Consider the following 15,640-nt stretch of genomic DNA (forward strand, 5'->3'; position numbering starts at 1 on the left):
TCAGCTTGCGGCTCGTAGCCTGAGGCTCGCAGCCGCTTTTCCATGAAAACTCCTCTGTGGTTCCCACAAAGCTTCTTCGCTCGCACCCTGTGGATGGTGCTGATCGTGGTGCTGTTTTCCAAGGTCCTTACGCTGGTCTATCTGATGGCCAACGAGGATGTGCTGGTGGACCGGCAGTACAGCCATGGCGCGGCGCTGACGCTGCGTGCCTATTGGGCTGCAGACGTCGAGGACCGTGATCGTATAGGGCGTGCTGCAGGCTTGCAGCCGGTAGCCGAGAGGAACGTCCCGCGCAGCGAATACCACTGGCCCTATACCGATATCTTCCAGCGGCAGATGCGTGACGAGCTGGGTGAAGACACCGAAGTCCGGGTGCGTATCCAGCCCTCTACCGCCATCTGGGTGCGCGCTCCGAACCTTGGGCCAGATTGGGTCCAGGTGCCGCTGTACGCTTATCCGCTGCGTGGTCAGCGTATCTGGAGTGTGCTTGGCTGGTTCCTCGGCATAGGTCTGCTCTCGACGGCAGCGGCCTGGATCTTCGTCAGTCAGCTCAACCTGCCGCTGAAACGGCTGGTCTTCGCCGCGCGGCAGATCGGTAAGGGACGCAGGGTAAGGTTGCCGGTCAGCGACACGCCGAGTGAAATGACCGAGGTCTACCGCGCATTCAACCAGATGGCCGAGGATGTCGAGCAGGCGGGTCGTGAGCGGGAGCTGATGTTGGCCGGTGTCTCCCACGACCTGCGCACCCCGCTGACGCGCTTGCGTTTGTCGCTGGAGCTGATGGCTAGCGACGACGAGCTGACCGACGACATGATCCGTGATGTCGAGGACATGAACGCCATCCTCGACCAGTTCCTCGCCTTCGTACGCGACGGTAGCGACGAGCCGGTGGAGACCACCGACCTCGGTGAGCTGATTCGCGAAACGGTGGCGCCCTACAATCAACAGCAGGAAACGGTGCGGCTGTGCGTCGAGCCGATGCCGCCGTTCGCCTTGCGTCGGGTATCGATCAAGCGACTGTTGGTCAACCTTATCGAGAACGCCCTGCGTTACGCGGGAGGTGGGGTGGAAGTGGCGGCTTATGTGTCGGGAGATCAGCACGCCCCTTACGTGGTACTCAGCGTGCTCGACCGCGGCCCGGGCATTGACCCTTCGGAGCTCGAAGGGATCTTCAATCCGTTCATTCGCGGCGATCGTGCCCGCGGCGGCCAGGGCGCCGGCCTGGGCCTGGCGATCGTCAAGCGCGTCGCCTCGCAGCATGGCGGCATCGTCGAGTTGCGCAATCGCGAGGGTGGCGGTCTGGAGGCGCGCGTCAGTCTGCCGCTCGGGTTGCTGTTGCCGCGCGATGCGGTAAGGACCTGACGCCCGCTAGCCCTTGCCTTTGGTACGAGTCAGGTGAGGGCCGCCGTTCTTTTCCAGGTACTGAATGATCAGCCCGGCGACGTCCTTGCCAGTGGTTTCCTCGATGCCGGCCAGGCCCGGCGAGGAGTTCACTTCCATCACCAACGGGCCGTGATTGGAGCGCAGGATATCGACGCCGGCCACGTTCAGGCCCATCACCTTGGCCGCGCGAATGGCGGTCATGCGCTCTTCAGGGGTGATCTTGATCAGGCTGGCGGAGCCGCCGCGGTGCAGGTTGGAGCGGAATTCGCCGGGTTTGGCCTGGCGTTTCATCGCGGCGATAACCTTGTCGCCGACCACGAAGCAGCGGATGTCCGCGCCGCCGGCTTCCTTGATGTACTCCTGCACCATGATGTCCTGCTTAAGGCCCATGAAGGCCTCGATCACCGATTCGGCGGCCTTTTCGGTTTCGCAGAGCACCACGCCAATGCCCTGGGTGCCTTCCAGTACCTTAATCACCAATGGCGCGCCATTGACCATGCGGATCAGGTCGGGAATGTCATCGGGCGAGTGAGCGAACCCGGTTACCGGCAGGCCGACGCCACGTCGTGACAGCAGTTGCAGCGCGCGCAGCTTGTCGCGCGAGCGGGCAATGGCTACCGACTCGTTGAGCGGAAACACGCCCTGCATCTCGAACTGGCGCAGCACCGCGCAACCATAAAAGGTCACCGATGCACCGATGCGCGGAATCACTGCGTCGAAGCCATCCAGCGGTTTGCCACGGTAGTGGATCTGCGGCTTGTGACTGGCAATATTCATGTACGCACGCAGCGTATCGATCACCACCACCTCATGGCCCCGTTGCTGACCGGCTTCGACCAGGCGTCGGGTGGAATACAGGCGCGGATTGCGCGACAGCACGGCGATTTTCATTGAGCACCGGAAGAAGTGAGGATCTGGGGTTTGTCCTGGATATAGGTTCGCGACGGATCGATCAGCCACTGGCCGTCGACCAGCGCCTTGGAGCCAAGCAGCAGACGGTAGCGCATGGTCTTGCGGCAGGTGAGGGTGAACTCCACCGGCCAGACATGGCTGCCGAGGGCCAGCAGGGTACGCACCACGTAGCGCGTCTGTACCTGACCATTGGAGCTTTTGATCAGCTTGCGGGTGACCAGCGGTGCTTCGCAGCGATGGCGGCGCTGTACCAGCGTACCCAAATGGGCCGTGAAGCGAACCCAGCGCTGCCCGTCGCGTTCGAATTCGCTGATCTCGGTGGCATGCAGTGCCGATGTGCTGGCCCCGGTATCGACCTTCGCGCGCAGACCCACCACGCCGAGATCCGGCAAGGCGATCCATTCACGCAGACCGATCACGGTATGGGGGTCGAGACTCTTCAATAGGGGCGTCCGAAGATTTTGCGGGCATTCTAGTCGGCGCGCATGACAACTGCATCCGTCTGTAACACCCTAGAACGACGTGTAGGAGATAGAGCTGGACGATGGCTGAAAAAGACGACGACAAGGTGCGCTTGGATAAGTGGTTATGGGCCGCACGCTTCTTCAAGACCCGCGCGCTGGCCAAAGCGGCCATCGAGGGTGGCAAGGTGCACTGCCGAGGCGAACGTTGCAAGCCGAGCAAGGAGCCCAAGGTGGGAGACGAGCTGGTGGTTCGCATCGGTTTCGACGAGCGCACGGTGCTCATTCGTGCGCTGTCGGCGGTGCGTCGTGGTGCGCCTGAAGCGCAGACGCTCTATGAAGAGACCCCGCAGAGCATGGCCGCACGCGAGGAGGCCGCCGCCCAGCGCAAGGCGGGCGCGCTGGGCATGCAGACCGACGGACGGCCGAGCAAGAAGCAGCGGCGGCAGATTCAATACCTGCGTGACTTCAAGCCCGACTAGTCGCGCAGCACCGCCATTCGCCGCAGTAGCGGTAGCTTCCCGGCAAGCTGCATGGGCGCGCGCGCGATCCATTGCAGCAGAGCGGCGACGTGCGCGCCCAGTGGCGTGCAATAGCCCCAGCCGAGAGCCAGCATGGCGATCAGCAGGCCGCCGACGAAGTCATCGCTGAACCAGTGCGCGCCGGCCACCAAGCGCGGCAGCATGAACAGGACGGTGACGCCGAGTACCACGGCGAGACGGCCACCGCGGGCGAACAGCGCCATGAACAGACCCCAGATCAGCAACACCGAAGCGTGGTCGCCTGGAAAGCTGCGGCTGGAACGATCCTTGAGCTCGAATACCCGTTCCAGCAGGGGGAAATGATCGCTCAAGTGATAGGCTCCGGCGATCTCCAGCGACGGGCTGGCATGCTGCCAGCCGAAGTGCCCGGCCAGTTTTGTCACCATCACGCGAATCACCAGCAGCACCAGCAAAAGCCCGATAAAGGTGAACAGTGCGGGACGCAGTTGCTGTTGGGCAAACAGCCAGTCGCGACGGATCAGTAAGGTCAGCAAAAGAGCGCCAACCAGGACGTCGAACACGCGGACGCTGCTCAGCGCCCACAGCCAGTCCCACCATGCGACGCTGCCCAGCGAACCGTTGAGCAGGTGAAACACCGCATGGTCTATGGCATCCCATAATGTGCGGGTGACCGGCCATAGCCAACTGAGCAGCAACAGCCCAGCGAGCAGGTGGGTGAGAAGCAGCGGCAGCGGGCGCCAGCGCGCCTGTGGAGTGGTCACGGGCATAGGGAATCTCGGCCGGGATTAGCGAAGGCGCGCGATATTAGTTCGCGCCGTTGTGTCTGTCCTGACCACCTGCAAGGCGTTCAGCCAGCATTCAGGTTCGGCATGCTCAGAGTGCCCGCCCGGCAATCGCCCTTGGTCCACGCCGGCTTTGTGCCTAAAATCGCCGGCTTCCTCCGTTGTTTCCTGCGAGCCCCGGCATGTCCGATCAAACTCAGCGCTTTCTCTTCGATGACTCCGACGTTCGCGGCGAAATCGCCACGCTGGACGAAAGCTTCCAGCACGTGCTGGCCAAGCATGTCTACCCTGAGCCAGTCGCCCAGCTGCTGGGCGAGCTGCTGGCTGCCGCCGCGTTGCTGGTTGGCACGCTCAAATTCAATGGGCTGCTGATTCTCCAGGCGCGCTCCAGCGGAGCCGTACCGCTGCTGATGGTCGAGTGCTCCAGTGCCCGTGAGGTGCGTGGCATCGCCCGTTACCATGCTGAGCAGATCGAGACAGGCGCTTCGCTGGCCGAGCTGATGCCCGAGGGCATGCTGGCCATCACCGTGGACCCTGCCAACGGCCAGCGTTACCAGGGCATCGTCGGTCTGGATGGCGTCAATCTCGCCGAATGCCTGACTAATTACTTTGCCGCGTCGGAGCAGTTGCCGACGCGCTTCTGGCTCAACGCCGACAGTCGTCGGGCTTGTGGCCTGCTGCTGCAACAGCTGCCCGCCGATCGCATCAAGGACGCGGAGGAGCGCGACGCCAGCTGGCAGCATCTGCGCACCCTGGCCGATACCCTGACGGCCGAGGAGTTGCTGGGCCTCGACGGCGAGACGGTGCTGCACCGGCTCTACCATGAAGAACAGCTGCGTTTGTTCGACGCCCTGCCGATCCGCTTCCGCTGCAGTTGTTCACGTGAGCGCTCCGCACGTGCGCTGATCAGCTTGGGTGAAGAAGACGCCCAGCAGCTGGTTGCCGAGCAGGGAGGGGCGGTGAGTATCGACTGCCAGTTTTGCAACGAGAAATACACCTATGATGCTGCCGATGTTGCTCAGCTGTTCGCGGGCGGCGGCAGCGATGCGCCCTCGGACACTCGTCATTGACCGAGTGTTGTTCCCTGCTGGCGTTTAGACATACGCTGGCATGGCTGTGTGCCTTAGGTGATTGGAGGTACAGGTAGGTAGTGAACTATTTGGCCATCACGGCCTCATACCCAGCGCGGCGCACTTTCTGGCATAATCGCGCGCACTTTTTTCGATGTAGTTCGCCGTTCGGCGGGCTACAACAGCATGGAGGAATCGGCCCAAAGGCCGACGGGGACACTCATGACGCAAGCCACCAACGCCGTGTACACCGACATCAGCACCGCTCAACTGATTGAAGAAGCCGTCAAGCGCGCAGAGGGCGAACTGTCCGCCAATGGCTCTCTGGTGGTGAAGACCGGGCACCGCACGGGCCGTTCTCCTGCTGACCGCTTCATCGTCGAAGAGCCCAGCACTCAGCACAAGGTTGCCTGGGGCCCGATCAACCGTCCGTTCCCGGCCGGCAGCTTCGAAGCGCTGTGGAACCGCGTCGAAGCCTACATCGCCGAGCGCGACAGCTTTGTTTCCCACGTCCATGTCGGCGCCGATCCCGAGCACTATCTGCCGGTCAAGATGACCACCGAGACCGCCTGGCACAACCTGTTCGGCCGTTGCCTGTTCATCACCCCCGAGCAGTTCAATCCGATTGCCCTGAGCGAATGGCGCATCCTCAATGCTCCCTTTTTCCAGTGCGAGCCTGAGCGCGACGGTACCAATTCCGACGGTTGCGTGATCATCAACTTCGCTGAGAAGAAGGTGCTGATCGCGGGCATGCAGTACGCCGGTGAAATGAAGAAAGCCATGTTCTCCGTGCAGAACTTCCTGCTGCCGGACGTCGATGTACTGCCGATGCACTGCGCTGCCAACATTGGCGAAGACGGCGACACCACGCTGTTCTTCGGCCTGTCTGGCACTGGCAAGACCACACTGTCGGCGGACGAAAGCCGCTACCTGATCGGCGACGACGAGCACGGCTGGGGCGTCGGCCGGGTGTTCAACATTGAGGGTGGTTGCTACGCCAAGTGCATCGACCTGTCCGAGAAGAACGAGCCGGTGATCTGGAAGGCCATCAAGTTTGGTGCCGTGCTGGAGAACGTGGTGCTCGACGACCGCACTCGTCTGCCTGACTACGCCGATGCCAGTCTGACGCAGAACAGCCGTGCCGCGTACCCACTGCAGCATGTCGAGAAGCGTTCCGAGAAGAACCTCGGCGGCGAGCCGAATGCGGTCATCTTCCTGACCTGTGACCTGACTGGCGTATTGCCGCCGGTTTCGATCCTGAACAACGAGCAGGCTGCCTATCACTTCCTGTCCGGCTACACCGCGCTGGTCGGTTCAACCGAAATGGGTTCGGGCAGCGGCATCAAGTCGACCTTCTCCACCTGCTTCGGCGCGCCGTTCTTCCCGCGTCCGGCTGGGGAGTACGCCGAATTGCTGATCAAACGCATCAACGGCTTCGGCTCCAAGGTCTACCTGGTCAACACTGGCTGGACCGGTGGCGGCTACGGCGTCGGCAAGCGCTTCAATATCCCGACCACCCGTGCGGTGATCGCCGCGATTCAGAGCGGTGCGCTGATTGGCGCCGAGACCGAGCATCTGCCAATCATCAACCTGGACGTGCCCAAGACCGTCGCCGGTGTCGATACTCAGCTGCTCAACCCGCGCAACACCTGGGCCGATCAAAGCGCCTACGACCAGGCCGCGAAAGAGCTGGCAACCAAGTTCGTCGAGAACTTCAAGAAGTTCGACGTCTCCGACGCCATCCGCAACGCCGGGCCGCAGCTGTAAGCTAAGTCCTGCGTCACCGTCAAAGCCGCCCTCGGGCGGCTTTTTCGTTTGCGCCAGGCGCTGCTCGCATCAAAGGCGTCGATGATTTACATCGGCCAAACCACGTGGATTCGATGGGTTGTCGCCTTTAGCATGGCGCCCACTGTTGTCCACGAGGAATCGTCATGAATACTGAAGAAGCCATTCGCACTCGCCGTGCCGTCAAGGTTTACGACCCGGCCTACACGTTAACCCGTGAGCAAAAGGACGAGTTGCTGCAGCTGACATTGCTGGCGCCGTCCGCCTTCAACCTGCAACACGTACGACTGGTCGAAGTCAGCGACCCGGCACTGCGTGCGCAGATTCGCGAGGTGGGCTGGAACCAGGCGCAGATGACCGATGCCTCGATGCTGGTGGTGATATGCGCCCAGGTCGATAGCTGGGAAAAGAACGTCCGCCGCGTCTGGGACGGTGCGCCGACGGAGGTGCAGGACTACATGGTCGGCGCTATCGACGCTTACTACCGCGGTAAGCCACAGGTGCAGCGTGATGAAACCATGCGCAGCTGCGGGCTGATGGCCCAGACGCTGATGCTTGCCGCGCGTGCCAAGGGTCTGGATTCCTGCCCCATGGACGGCTTCGATTTCGAGGCAGTCGGCAAGTTGATCAACCTGCCGGACAACCATGTGATCGCCTTGATGGTCGCGGTGGGCAAGCGTGCCGCCGAGCCGAAGCCGCGCATTGGCAAGCTGCCATTCGAAGAAGTGGTGATCCGCGATCGTTTCTGACTCGTGAGAAAGCCGGCGACACGCATCGGTGAAGAGCTCGGCGCCTTGCTGGCGCCCGAGCCTGCTGTGTTTCAGCCCGGCTCGGCTGGTGTTCAGTTCTGATACTTGCAGGCTTCGGACAATGTCCGGTAAGCCAGCTTGCGCTCGGCGCCAGCCGAATCCCGATAGGTCATCACCGCGTCGGTCACTTCGCAGTACGGGGTCGGTTTGATCTTTACCGAAAGGACCGCGGCGACATCCAGCTGGGTGCCGTAGGTGTAGGGCGTGGCTTTGACATCGTTGGCCTGAGCAAGAGCGGAAAACAGCAGGGCAGTGGCAATAAGGGTTGCGCGCATGGCGGTGAATCCTGTTCTAGTTCATGGGTCCGTCCTGTTCGCGCGCAGAATCACCTGATCCGGCGGCGCTTATGTTTGTTTTCAGGAGCACGGCAATCGTAGAGGTAGATAGCTTCCTAACGGTAATTGCCAATTCCAATCCCTTCGATTGATTGAAATGGTTGGCCGTTCGCTGGCTGCTCCGCGCGCGTGCCGAGCGATGACGCCAGCATGATTTCTGGACAGCCGGGCGCATCTGCCTCGCCGCTTTGCAGTACCGTCTCCCTCCTTTTGCTAACCTCCGACCTCCAGTCAAAGGAGTGACTCAGCATGATCGAACAGACCCTCAAGCAGACGTTCGGCTACGACGGATTCCGGCCTGGCCAGGAGCAGGCCATCCGCGCCGTTGTGGCCGGGCGCTCCGCGGCGGCGATCTTTCCCACCGGGTCGGGCAAATCCCTGTGCTACCAGTTGCCGGCACTGTTGTTGCCGCACCTGACTCTGGTCGTTTCGCCGCTGTTGGCGCTGATGCAGGACCAGTTGGCGTTTCTACATCGCCACGGCATCGCTGCAGCCAGCATCGACTCGGCGCAGAGCCGCGAGCAGGCGAGCGCAACGATGGCGCGCGCGAAGTCAGGCGAGCTGAAGATCCTGATGATTTCCGTGGAGCGGCTGAAGAACGAACGCTTCCGCAACTTCATCAGCCAGGTGCCGATCTCGTTGCTGGTGGTGGACGAGGCGCACTGCATCTCCGAGTGGGGGCACAACTTTCGCCCGGATTACCTCAAGCTTCCCGACTACCAGGGCCAGTTCAACATCCCCCAAGTGCTGCTGCTGACCGCCACGGCGACACCGCCGGTGATTGCCGACATGCAGGCCAAATTCGCCATCGCCGCGGACGACGTGGTGACTACCGGCTTCTATCGCTCCAACCTCAACCTGCTGGTCGAGCCGGTCAGTGGCTTCAACAAGCAGCGCCGGCTGGTGGAATGGCTAGGCGACAAAGGTGGACAGCCGACCATTGTCTACGTCACCCAGCAGAAGACGGCCGAGCAGGTCGCCGAACACCTGGCGCAGCGTGGCTTCCCGGCCAGTGCCTACCACGCCGGTATGGCGCACGAGCTGCGTGAGTCGATTCAGCGGCGCTTCATGGACGGCGAGCTGAATTGCATCGTCGCCACCATCGCTTTTGGCATGGGCATCGACAAGTCGGACATCCGCAATGTGGTGCACTACGACCTGCCCAAGTCGGTGGAGAACTACAGCCAGGAAATCGGCCGCGCCGGGCGCGATGGCAAGCCATCGGATTGCCTGGTGCTGGCCAATCGCGACAGCCTCAGCGTGCTGCAGAACTTCGTCTATGGCGACACGCCGGAGCGAGAGGGCATCCGCTGCGTGCTCGATGAATTGCTTCAGGCAGGCGCGGGAGGACAATGGGAGCTGATGCTCAACCAGCTCTCCGACCAGAGCAACATCCGTCAGCTGCCGCTGAAGACGCTGCTGGTGCAACTGGAGCTGCGCGGCATCATCGCGCCGCGCTTCGCTTACTTCGCCGAATATCGCTTCAAGTACCTGCTAGAACCGGAGGCACTGGTTACGAAGTTCGAAGGCGAGCGTCGCCAGTTCGTCGAGGCCATCGTGCACACCTCGGCCCGGGCGCGAACCTGGTGCACGCTGGATTTCGATGCGCTCTACCAGCAGCATGGGGCTGACCGTGGCCGGGTGGTGAAGGCCCTTGAGTACTTCCAGGAAAAAGGCTGGATCGAACTTGAAAGCAAGCAGATGACCGACGTCTATGCGCTACTTGATCCGACCTTCGACGCAGAGGCCTTGAGCGACGAGTTGCATGCCTACTTCAAGCAGCATGAAGCCAGCGAGATCACGCGCATCGAGAACATGCTGGCGCTGTTCGAGTCCTACGAGTGCCTGAGTCAGCGGCTGGCTACCTATTTTGGCGATGACCACGCACCGCAGCGATGCGGGCATTGTTCTGTCTGTCGCGGACAAGTCGCGCAACTGCCCGAACCGCCGCCGTTGGCGCCCCTTGCTGAAATAGATGTCGACGGCCGCTGCATCGAATTCGATCAGCGCTACACGCAGCTAAAGGGCAGCGCGCCCAGCGCCGAGTGTCGGACGCGTTTTCTCTGCGGCATCAGCGTACCGGTGTTCACCAAGCTCAAGGCGCGGCAGATTCCCGGTTTCGCTTCGCTGGAGGCCTATCCCTACGCCGCTATTCGCGAACGGCTGGCGGGATAGCGCCTGGTTGATTCTCCGGTCCGCGGACCGCTTCAGCGTGCCGTCAGGCCAATCAGCATGTCGGCGACGCCCTTGGTCTGGCGCGATGTGCCGGCGGTGAGGTTGCTGGAGTTTTCCAGTGCATCGAGCAGTCCGGTCAGCGAACCGACGCCGGCCGATTGCGTCTCGATGTGTTGCGCCACCGCGCGAATCTCGCTGGCCAGCCGGTCGATATCGGTGCCGATCTCCTCGGCATTCTTGCCGGTGATTTCCGCCAGTTTGCGGACCTCGTCGGCGACCACCGCAAAACCCCGGCCCATTTCGCCGGCGCGCGCGGCTTCGATTGCAGCATTGAGTGCCAGCAGATTGGTTTGCCCGGCAATCTGCTGGATGGTCTGCACCACAGATTGAATGCGCTGGCTCGACTGCGCCAGCTCCCGCGCGCTGCCGACCACCTCGTCAGCCTGCTTGACCATCTGCTTGACCGAGCTGCCGGCCTGTTCGATTACCGCGCCCTGCTGGTTGATGTTCAGCGTCAGGTCGTCCATGGAACCATGCAGTTCGGTGGCGCACTGGCTGACTTGATCGGAAATGGACCGGCGCTGCTCGTCGGCCTGGGACAGAACCTGGCCCAGATCAGCCAGTCCGCGAAACACCGGGCGAATGTGCTCATCCAGCCCGCCGACGTCCACTGCGCTGCTGTAGTCCTGGCGCTTGAACTGCTCGATCTGCTTGACCACCACCTGGCTCAGACCAGTGAGCTTCTTGATCTGCCGGCGCAGGAAAAACGCCTTGAACTCACCGTGATAGGCGATGAAGTTATCGGTGTATTCGTCGTGGAATTCGTCTTTGCCGTTGGTGCGGAAAAAGAACACTGCGGTCAGTGTCTGGTTCAGGTTAAGTCCGAGGATCTCGCCGAATGTGGAATAGCCCGCTACGGGGACGCCATCGAACACCGGGTCCATGCCGCCCAGGGCCTGTTCGTTATTCAACCGGCGCAGGATGCAGTCGTTGAGGATGCCCATCAGTGGCTTGCCAGGTTTGTTGCGCATGAATTGCTGATAGTCGCGGCGGGTAGCCTCGGCCAACGGTGTGCGCTTGACCATGATCAGCTCTTCACCGGGCGCCACATCGCAGAACAGGTGCACGCGCTCGTTGGCAAAGTCGATCTGTGAGATCGAGCGGACGAACACCTCCTCGCCCACGCGAATGGCGAAGGAGTAGTCCGAGAGTCGCTGTTCAAGCTCCTGTGGTGCGCATTTGAGCGCCTCGCACAGGGCCTGGACCATCGTGCGGATATTGCCTTTGGCGTCCACCACCTGGCTGATGTAGCGGTCTTCCAGCGAGGCGCTGAGGACGTTCAGGCTGAGCGTCGTGGGCTCGAAGTTCTGGCTCTTGAACACGCCAAAGCGCACATCCCGCGCGCACTTGAGGAAAACAATCAGCGCGTGGTTCTGGTAGCTGCGCTTGCCGTCGTGTAGCTGGGTCTTCTTGAAATCCAGCTTGCCGCCGGCCGAGCCGCCGACGAACAGGCAGGGGAAGCGCCCAGACTCGTATAGCGCCTCCATGAAGAAGGATTCCGAAGCGGAGAGACCATCGAAGAAGATATTCGCCAGCGTGTCGCGGTAGTCGATCTTCATCGACACCTGTACACGCTTGATTGACGCGGTGAGTCGCGTGATGCGTTCGGCCATCGACAGTCGTTGACCGCCTCCGCGGATGTCCTCGCATTCCAGCGGAACAAGGACGATCTCGGCTGCGGCAATGATGCTGGCATCGAACAGCTGCAGCACCACTCGATCCCACTGTGCACCGGTGGCGCAGTAAAGCCGCTGGCCTTCGCTGGATAGCTCTCCCGCTGTGGTGCACAGGCTGATCGTCGCCCCCGGGAAGCGCTGCGACACCTGTCTGGCGACACCGTCCAGATCCACGTGCGGCGAGACGAAGCCGGCGATGTAGGTCGGGTTGAAACGCAGGGCAGCCAGCTGTTGCGCGAGCTGCTGTGCCGAGCAGAGCAGGCTTGCAGTGCCGTTGGATTGCGTATGGCCAGGCTTGAAACGGGAGAGCGAAATCATGGGTGGTACTCGCGCTTTGAGGTTACGAAGCGGGAAACTCGGCCGCTCCCGCACTGATCAGCCGTCGATCAGAGGCTATTTATTGTTATCGGCACCGAGGGTGCGGTCTGCAGGCCGTTCGGCGGTGTTACTGTCCAGCACGTTATCGGCCGCTGATGGAAAGATCGCCATGCCACCATGGTATTCATCCGAAAGTACTGAGCGGGGAGTTGCAGCGTTACGCGCCGAATAGTCTCGCGATCACCTTGGATGTTGCTCAACGATCGTTGCCTGTGGCCGTGCACTTATCGACCAACGACCTGTTGCTGCAGCCGTTGTGGCCGATAGCCAGGAACAAGCCTCCCAAGGAGCGACGTTATGCCCCGTTTTTTTACCGATCTCGGTTTCCGCTGGAAAATCACCCTGCCCATCTTGGCGCTGGCCTTTTTGCTGGTGCTGATGGGGGCTGTTGGGATGCGCGGCATCGAGCGCGTCACTGGCTCCAGCGAGGTACTGGCCACGCGTCATCTGCCGGCTATCGGCCTGCTGCTCAACGCTGATCGTGATCTGTATCAGGCGTTCGTCGCAGAGCGCAGCCTGCTCGGCAGCGACGCGGACAGCCATGTGCAGGCGCTCAAGGCAAGCCATGCGGAAAACCTCAAGCAGGCCTACGACCGGGTGCAGAAGTATGCGGCCATGCAGCCCGGTGCCGAGGCGCTGGCGTTGGTCGAGCAATTCAATCGCGGCTTTCAGCAATGGGCGGCAATATCCCGGCGTGTCATCGAGCAAATCGATGTCGACCCGCAGGCCGCCAGTGCGCTGAGTTTCGGTGACGGTGAGGCCCGCTTCGACGCCATGCGCGACGCCATCGACAAGCTCGGCGAGCTTGAGGAGGCCGCTGCCGAGGCCGAAGGCAAGGAGGCCATTGCTGAAGGCGCAGCCACGGCTAGACAGCAGGGCGCCGTACTGGTCATCGGCCTACTGGGCTGCGTGCTGTTGATACTGGGTTTGCCGATGGTGGTGTTGCATCCGATGCGCAGGTTGCTCGAACGCTTGAAGCAGATTGCTGATGGTGACGGCGACCTGCGCGCTCGCCTGGAGGTGCGTTCGGCCGATGAGTTGGGGCAGCTCGGCAACGCCTTCAACCGTTTTCTCGACAAGTTGCAGCCGCTGATTGCCGAAGTGGGCCGGGTGACCGCGGAGGTTGAGTCCGCCGCGCGGGGCATGGCTGCCATGGCTGAAACCAACGATAAGCTGATCAGCAGTGAGCATGCTGCGGTCGATCAGGTGACGACGGCGGCTACCGAGATGAGCGCCGCCGTGCATGAAGTTGCGCTCAATGCGCAGAACGCATCGGACGCAGCACGCGCGGCGGAGACTCAATCACGTCAGGGCGCCGCAGTGGTCAGCAGTACGATCCAGTCGATCCGTCAGCTGGCTCAGGAAGTCGAAGGCGCATCGCAGACCATAGGGGCGCTTGCCGAAGAAACCGCCAGCATTGGTGCAGTGCTCGAGGTGATCCGCGGCATCGCCGAGCAGACCAATCTGCTGGCGCTCAATGCCGCCATCGAAGCAGCCCGTGCAGGCGAGCAGGGTCGTGGTTTCGCCGTGGTGGCGGACGAGGTGCGGGCGCTGGCCGGACGTACTCAGGATTCAACCAAGGATATCCAGGCACGTATCGAGCGCCTGCAAAGTGGTGTTAGCAAGGCAGTGCAAGCCATGCAAACCGGCAGTGATAAAGCACGTGACAGTGTCGAGCGGGCATCGGGCGTCGATCAGGTGCTGGCGGAAACGGCCGTGTCGGTGCAGCGCATCAACGACATGGCCGCGCAAATCGCCACGGCGTGTGAGGAGCAGGGCTGTGTCACCGAAGAAATCGCCCGCAACATCACCGATATCCGAGATCTATCCAACGAGGCCGCGACATGCTCGTCGCAGGGCATGGTCGCCAGTCAGCAGTTGTCCGGACTATCGAGGACCCTGGCAGAGCTGGTTGGACGCTTCCGCACCTGAATACACCTGCGCCCTTGTCTACAGCGTGCCCCACAACAGCCTGCCCAGACCGCTGTCGTGGGGTAGCAGAAGCAGGCTGAGAATGAACACCAGCAGCAGCCCTGCGGCATAGCCAAGGCTCGTCAGACCTCGGCGTTGCGCCGCGCGGGGCATGGCTGGCACTACAGGCTCGGGGGCGCGCGGTGGACAAGGGCGACTGGGCATGAATGTCTCATCTGTGCATGCAACATCAAACATGCTGACGTTGCTCGGCCTTCTGATGCGGCGAAGTAAACGCGAAATGGAATCATATTGCCAGTATTTGCAATCTGTCCGTATCTAGCGCCTCTGCTGCCACACTTTTGAAACATTGCGAAAAGCTCCCGCTCGTCGGTCCGGAAATTTGATGGACATGCTCGACCATACTCAGGGATCGATCCCATCGCCTCTGGAGAATTCGCCCATGTCGACGCGCCGCCAGCTACTTCAACGTTCTGCCATAGCCGCCGCGATGTTTGCTCTTGGGCCGCTGCTGCCGTCGTTCGTGCTGGCAGCTGAAACGCTGCGTACCCGCAAGATTCCATCTACCGGCGAGGCGTTGCCGGTGATCGGGCTGGGTACCTCGATCACGCACAATTTGAGCGTTGATGATCCGCAGATGGAGCGTTTGCTAGAGGTACTGCGCGTGCTGGTCGAGGGTGGCGCCTCGCTGATCGATACCGCGCCGAGCTACGGCAATGCCGAACGCGTCGTCGGCGAGCTGGTCAAGCGCTTCGGCCAGCCTGAGAACGTCTTTCTCGCGAGCAAGGTTTCCTCCACCGGCCGCGAGCGAGGCATGGCTCAGATCGAGGCGAGCTTCCAGGCGCTGCAGACCGATACCATCGACCTGATCCAGGTGCACAACCTGCAGGACACCAGCACCCAGCTCGGGCTGATGCGCGAACTCAAGCAAGAAGGGCGCGTGCGTTATATCGGCGTGACTCATTACCTGGAATCCTCCCATGATCGGCTGCTGGAAACGCTCAAGCAGGAGAGGGTCGACTTCGTTCAGTTCAATTATTCGGTCAGTGAGCGTAGCGCCGAGAAAGCGCTGCTGCCCTACTGCGCCGAAAATGGTATCGCCACCCTGATCAACCGGCCCTTCACTCGTGGCAACCTGTTGTCACGGGTCAAGGGCAAGCCATTGCCAGACTGGGCAGCGGATATTGATGCCAGCTCATGGGCGCAGCTATTGCTGAAGTTCATCCTCGCCGAGCCTGCGGTGACTGCTGTGATCCCGGCCACCTCCAACCCGCGCTATATGGCTGACAACCTGATCGCCGGGCAAGGCCGGCTGCCGGACGAGCGTCAGCGAAAGCTGATCGTCGAAGCATTTCGTTGAGTCTGGGGCTTAGTGGTTC

Annotated in this window: 14 protein-coding genes; 8 read left to right on the forward strand and 6 right to left on the reverse strand. The window is 61.8% G+C overall.

The features are described from left to right. Positions 1–42: 42 nt before the first annotated feature. Entirely contained in the window at positions 43–1,362 is a 1,320-nt protein-coding gene (locus CXK91_RS08490) for an ATP-binding protein (RefSeq protein WP_103455722.1), read from the forward strand. 6 nt (positions 1,363–1,368) lie between these two features. Here CXK91_RS08490 and rimK read toward each other — a convergent pair whose 3' ends face one another. Both rimK and CXK91_RS08500 read right to left on the reverse strand, forming a co-directional pair. After that, a complete protein-coding gene (rimK, locus tag CXK91_RS08495; protein WP_103455723.1) occupies positions 1,369–2,274 on the reverse strand; it encodes a 30S ribosomal protein S6--L-glutamate ligase in 906 nt (301 codons plus the stop codon). Next, positions 2,271–2,738 (reverse strand): ATP-dependent zinc protease, encoded by a 468-nt coding sequence (locus CXK91_RS08500; RefSeq protein WP_103455724.1) that lies wholly within the window; start codon positions 2,736–2,738, stop codon positions 2,271–2,273. Before CXK91_RS08500 ends, rimK begins: the two co-directional genes overlap by 4 nt. A gap of 101 nt (positions 2,739–2,839) precedes the next feature. Between CXK91_RS08500 and CXK91_RS08505 the strand changes: the two genes are divergently transcribed. Then, positions 2,840–3,238, forward strand: a complete 399-nt coding sequence (locus tag CXK91_RS08505) for an RNA-binding S4 domain-containing protein (protein ID WP_103455725.1) — start codon at positions 2,840–2,842, stop codon at positions 3,236–3,238. Here CXK91_RS08505 and CXK91_RS08510 read toward each other — a convergent pair. After that, on the reverse strand, positions 3,235–4,026 hold the full coding sequence (locus tag CXK91_RS08510; RefSeq protein ID WP_103455726.1) for a phosphatase PAP2 family protein: 792 nt from the start codon (positions 4,024–4,026) through the stop codon (positions 3,235–3,237). The genes CXK91_RS08505 and CXK91_RS08510 overlap by 4 nt on opposite strands. A 197-nt stretch (positions 4,027–4,223) precedes the next feature. On the opposite strand from CXK91_RS08510, the gene hslO reads away from it, so the two are divergent. The 3 genes from hslO to CXK91_RS08525 all read left to right on the forward strand — a co-directional run bounded on the left by hslO (position 4,224) and on the right by CXK91_RS08525 (position 7,645). After that, positions 4,224–5,111 (forward strand): Hsp33 family molecular chaperone HslO, encoded by an 888-nt coding sequence (gene hslO, locus CXK91_RS08515; RefSeq protein ID WP_103455727.1) that lies wholly within the window; start codon positions 4,224–4,226, stop codon positions 5,109–5,111. A gap of 222 nt (positions 5,112–5,333) precedes the next feature. Then, positions 5,334–6,878, forward strand: a complete 1,545-nt coding sequence (locus CXK91_RS08520) for a phosphoenolpyruvate carboxykinase (protein ID WP_103455728.1) — start codon at positions 5,334–5,336, stop codon at positions 6,876–6,878. Between the two features lie 164 nt (positions 6,879–7,042). Then, the gene (locus CXK91_RS08525; RefSeq protein ID WP_103455729.1) at positions 7,043–7,645 is read left to right on the forward strand and encodes a nitroreductase family protein; all 603 of its coding nucleotides are present in this window, start codon (positions 7,043–7,045) and stop codon (positions 7,643–7,645) included. 92 nt (positions 7,646–7,737) lie between these two features. Here the strand turns inward: CXK91_RS08525 and CXK91_RS08530 are convergent, their stop codons facing one another. Further along, positions 7,738–7,980: a DUF2790 domain-containing protein gene (locus tag CXK91_RS08530; RefSeq protein ID WP_103455730.1), complete on the reverse strand. Its 243-nt coding sequence runs from the start codon at positions 7,978–7,980 to the stop codon at positions 7,738–7,740. Positions 7,981–8,289: 309 nt separating this feature from the next. Here CXK91_RS08530 and CXK91_RS08535 point away from each other — a divergent pair, with 309 nt between their 5' ends. Further along, entirely contained in the window at positions 8,290–10,215 is a 1,926-nt protein-coding gene (locus tag CXK91_RS08535) for a RecQ family ATP-dependent DNA helicase (protein WP_103455731.1), read from the forward strand. Positions 10,216–10,247: 32 nt separating this feature from the next. Here the strand turns inward: CXK91_RS08535 and CXK91_RS08540 are convergent, their stop codons facing one another. After that, entirely contained in the window at positions 10,248–12,269 is a 2,022-nt protein-coding gene (locus CXK91_RS08540; protein WP_103455732.1) for a methyl-accepting chemotaxis protein, read from the reverse strand. A 357-nt stretch (positions 12,270–12,626) separates the two neighbouring features. Here CXK91_RS08540 and CXK91_RS08545 point away from each other — a divergent pair, with 357 nt between their 5' ends. Then, on the forward strand, positions 12,627–14,261 hold the full coding sequence (locus tag CXK91_RS08545) for a methyl-accepting chemotaxis protein (RefSeq protein WP_103455733.1): 1,635 nt from the start codon (positions 12,627–12,629) through the stop codon (positions 14,259–14,261). Positions 14,262–14,279: 18 nt separating this feature from the next. Here CXK91_RS08545 and CXK91_RS08550 read toward each other — a convergent pair whose 3' ends face one another. Next, on the reverse strand, positions 14,280–14,465 hold the full coding sequence (locus CXK91_RS08550) for a hypothetical protein (protein WP_103455734.1): 186 nt from the start codon (positions 14,463–14,465) through the stop codon (positions 14,280–14,282). A 238-nt stretch (positions 14,466–14,703) separates the two neighbouring features. Here CXK91_RS08550 and CXK91_RS08555 point away from each other — a divergent pair, with 238 nt between their 5' ends. Further along, positions 14,704–15,621, forward strand: a complete 918-nt coding sequence (locus tag CXK91_RS08555; RefSeq protein ID WP_103455735.1) for an aldo/keto reductase — start codon at positions 14,704–14,706, stop codon at positions 15,619–15,621. Positions 15,622–15,640: the final 19 nt, after the last annotated feature.

This window comes from Stutzerimonas stutzeri (assembly GCF_002909485.1).
Classification (GTDB): Bacteria; Pseudomonadota; Gammaproteobacteria; order Pseudomonadales; family Pseudomonadaceae; genus Stutzerimonas; species Stutzerimonas stutzeri_AH.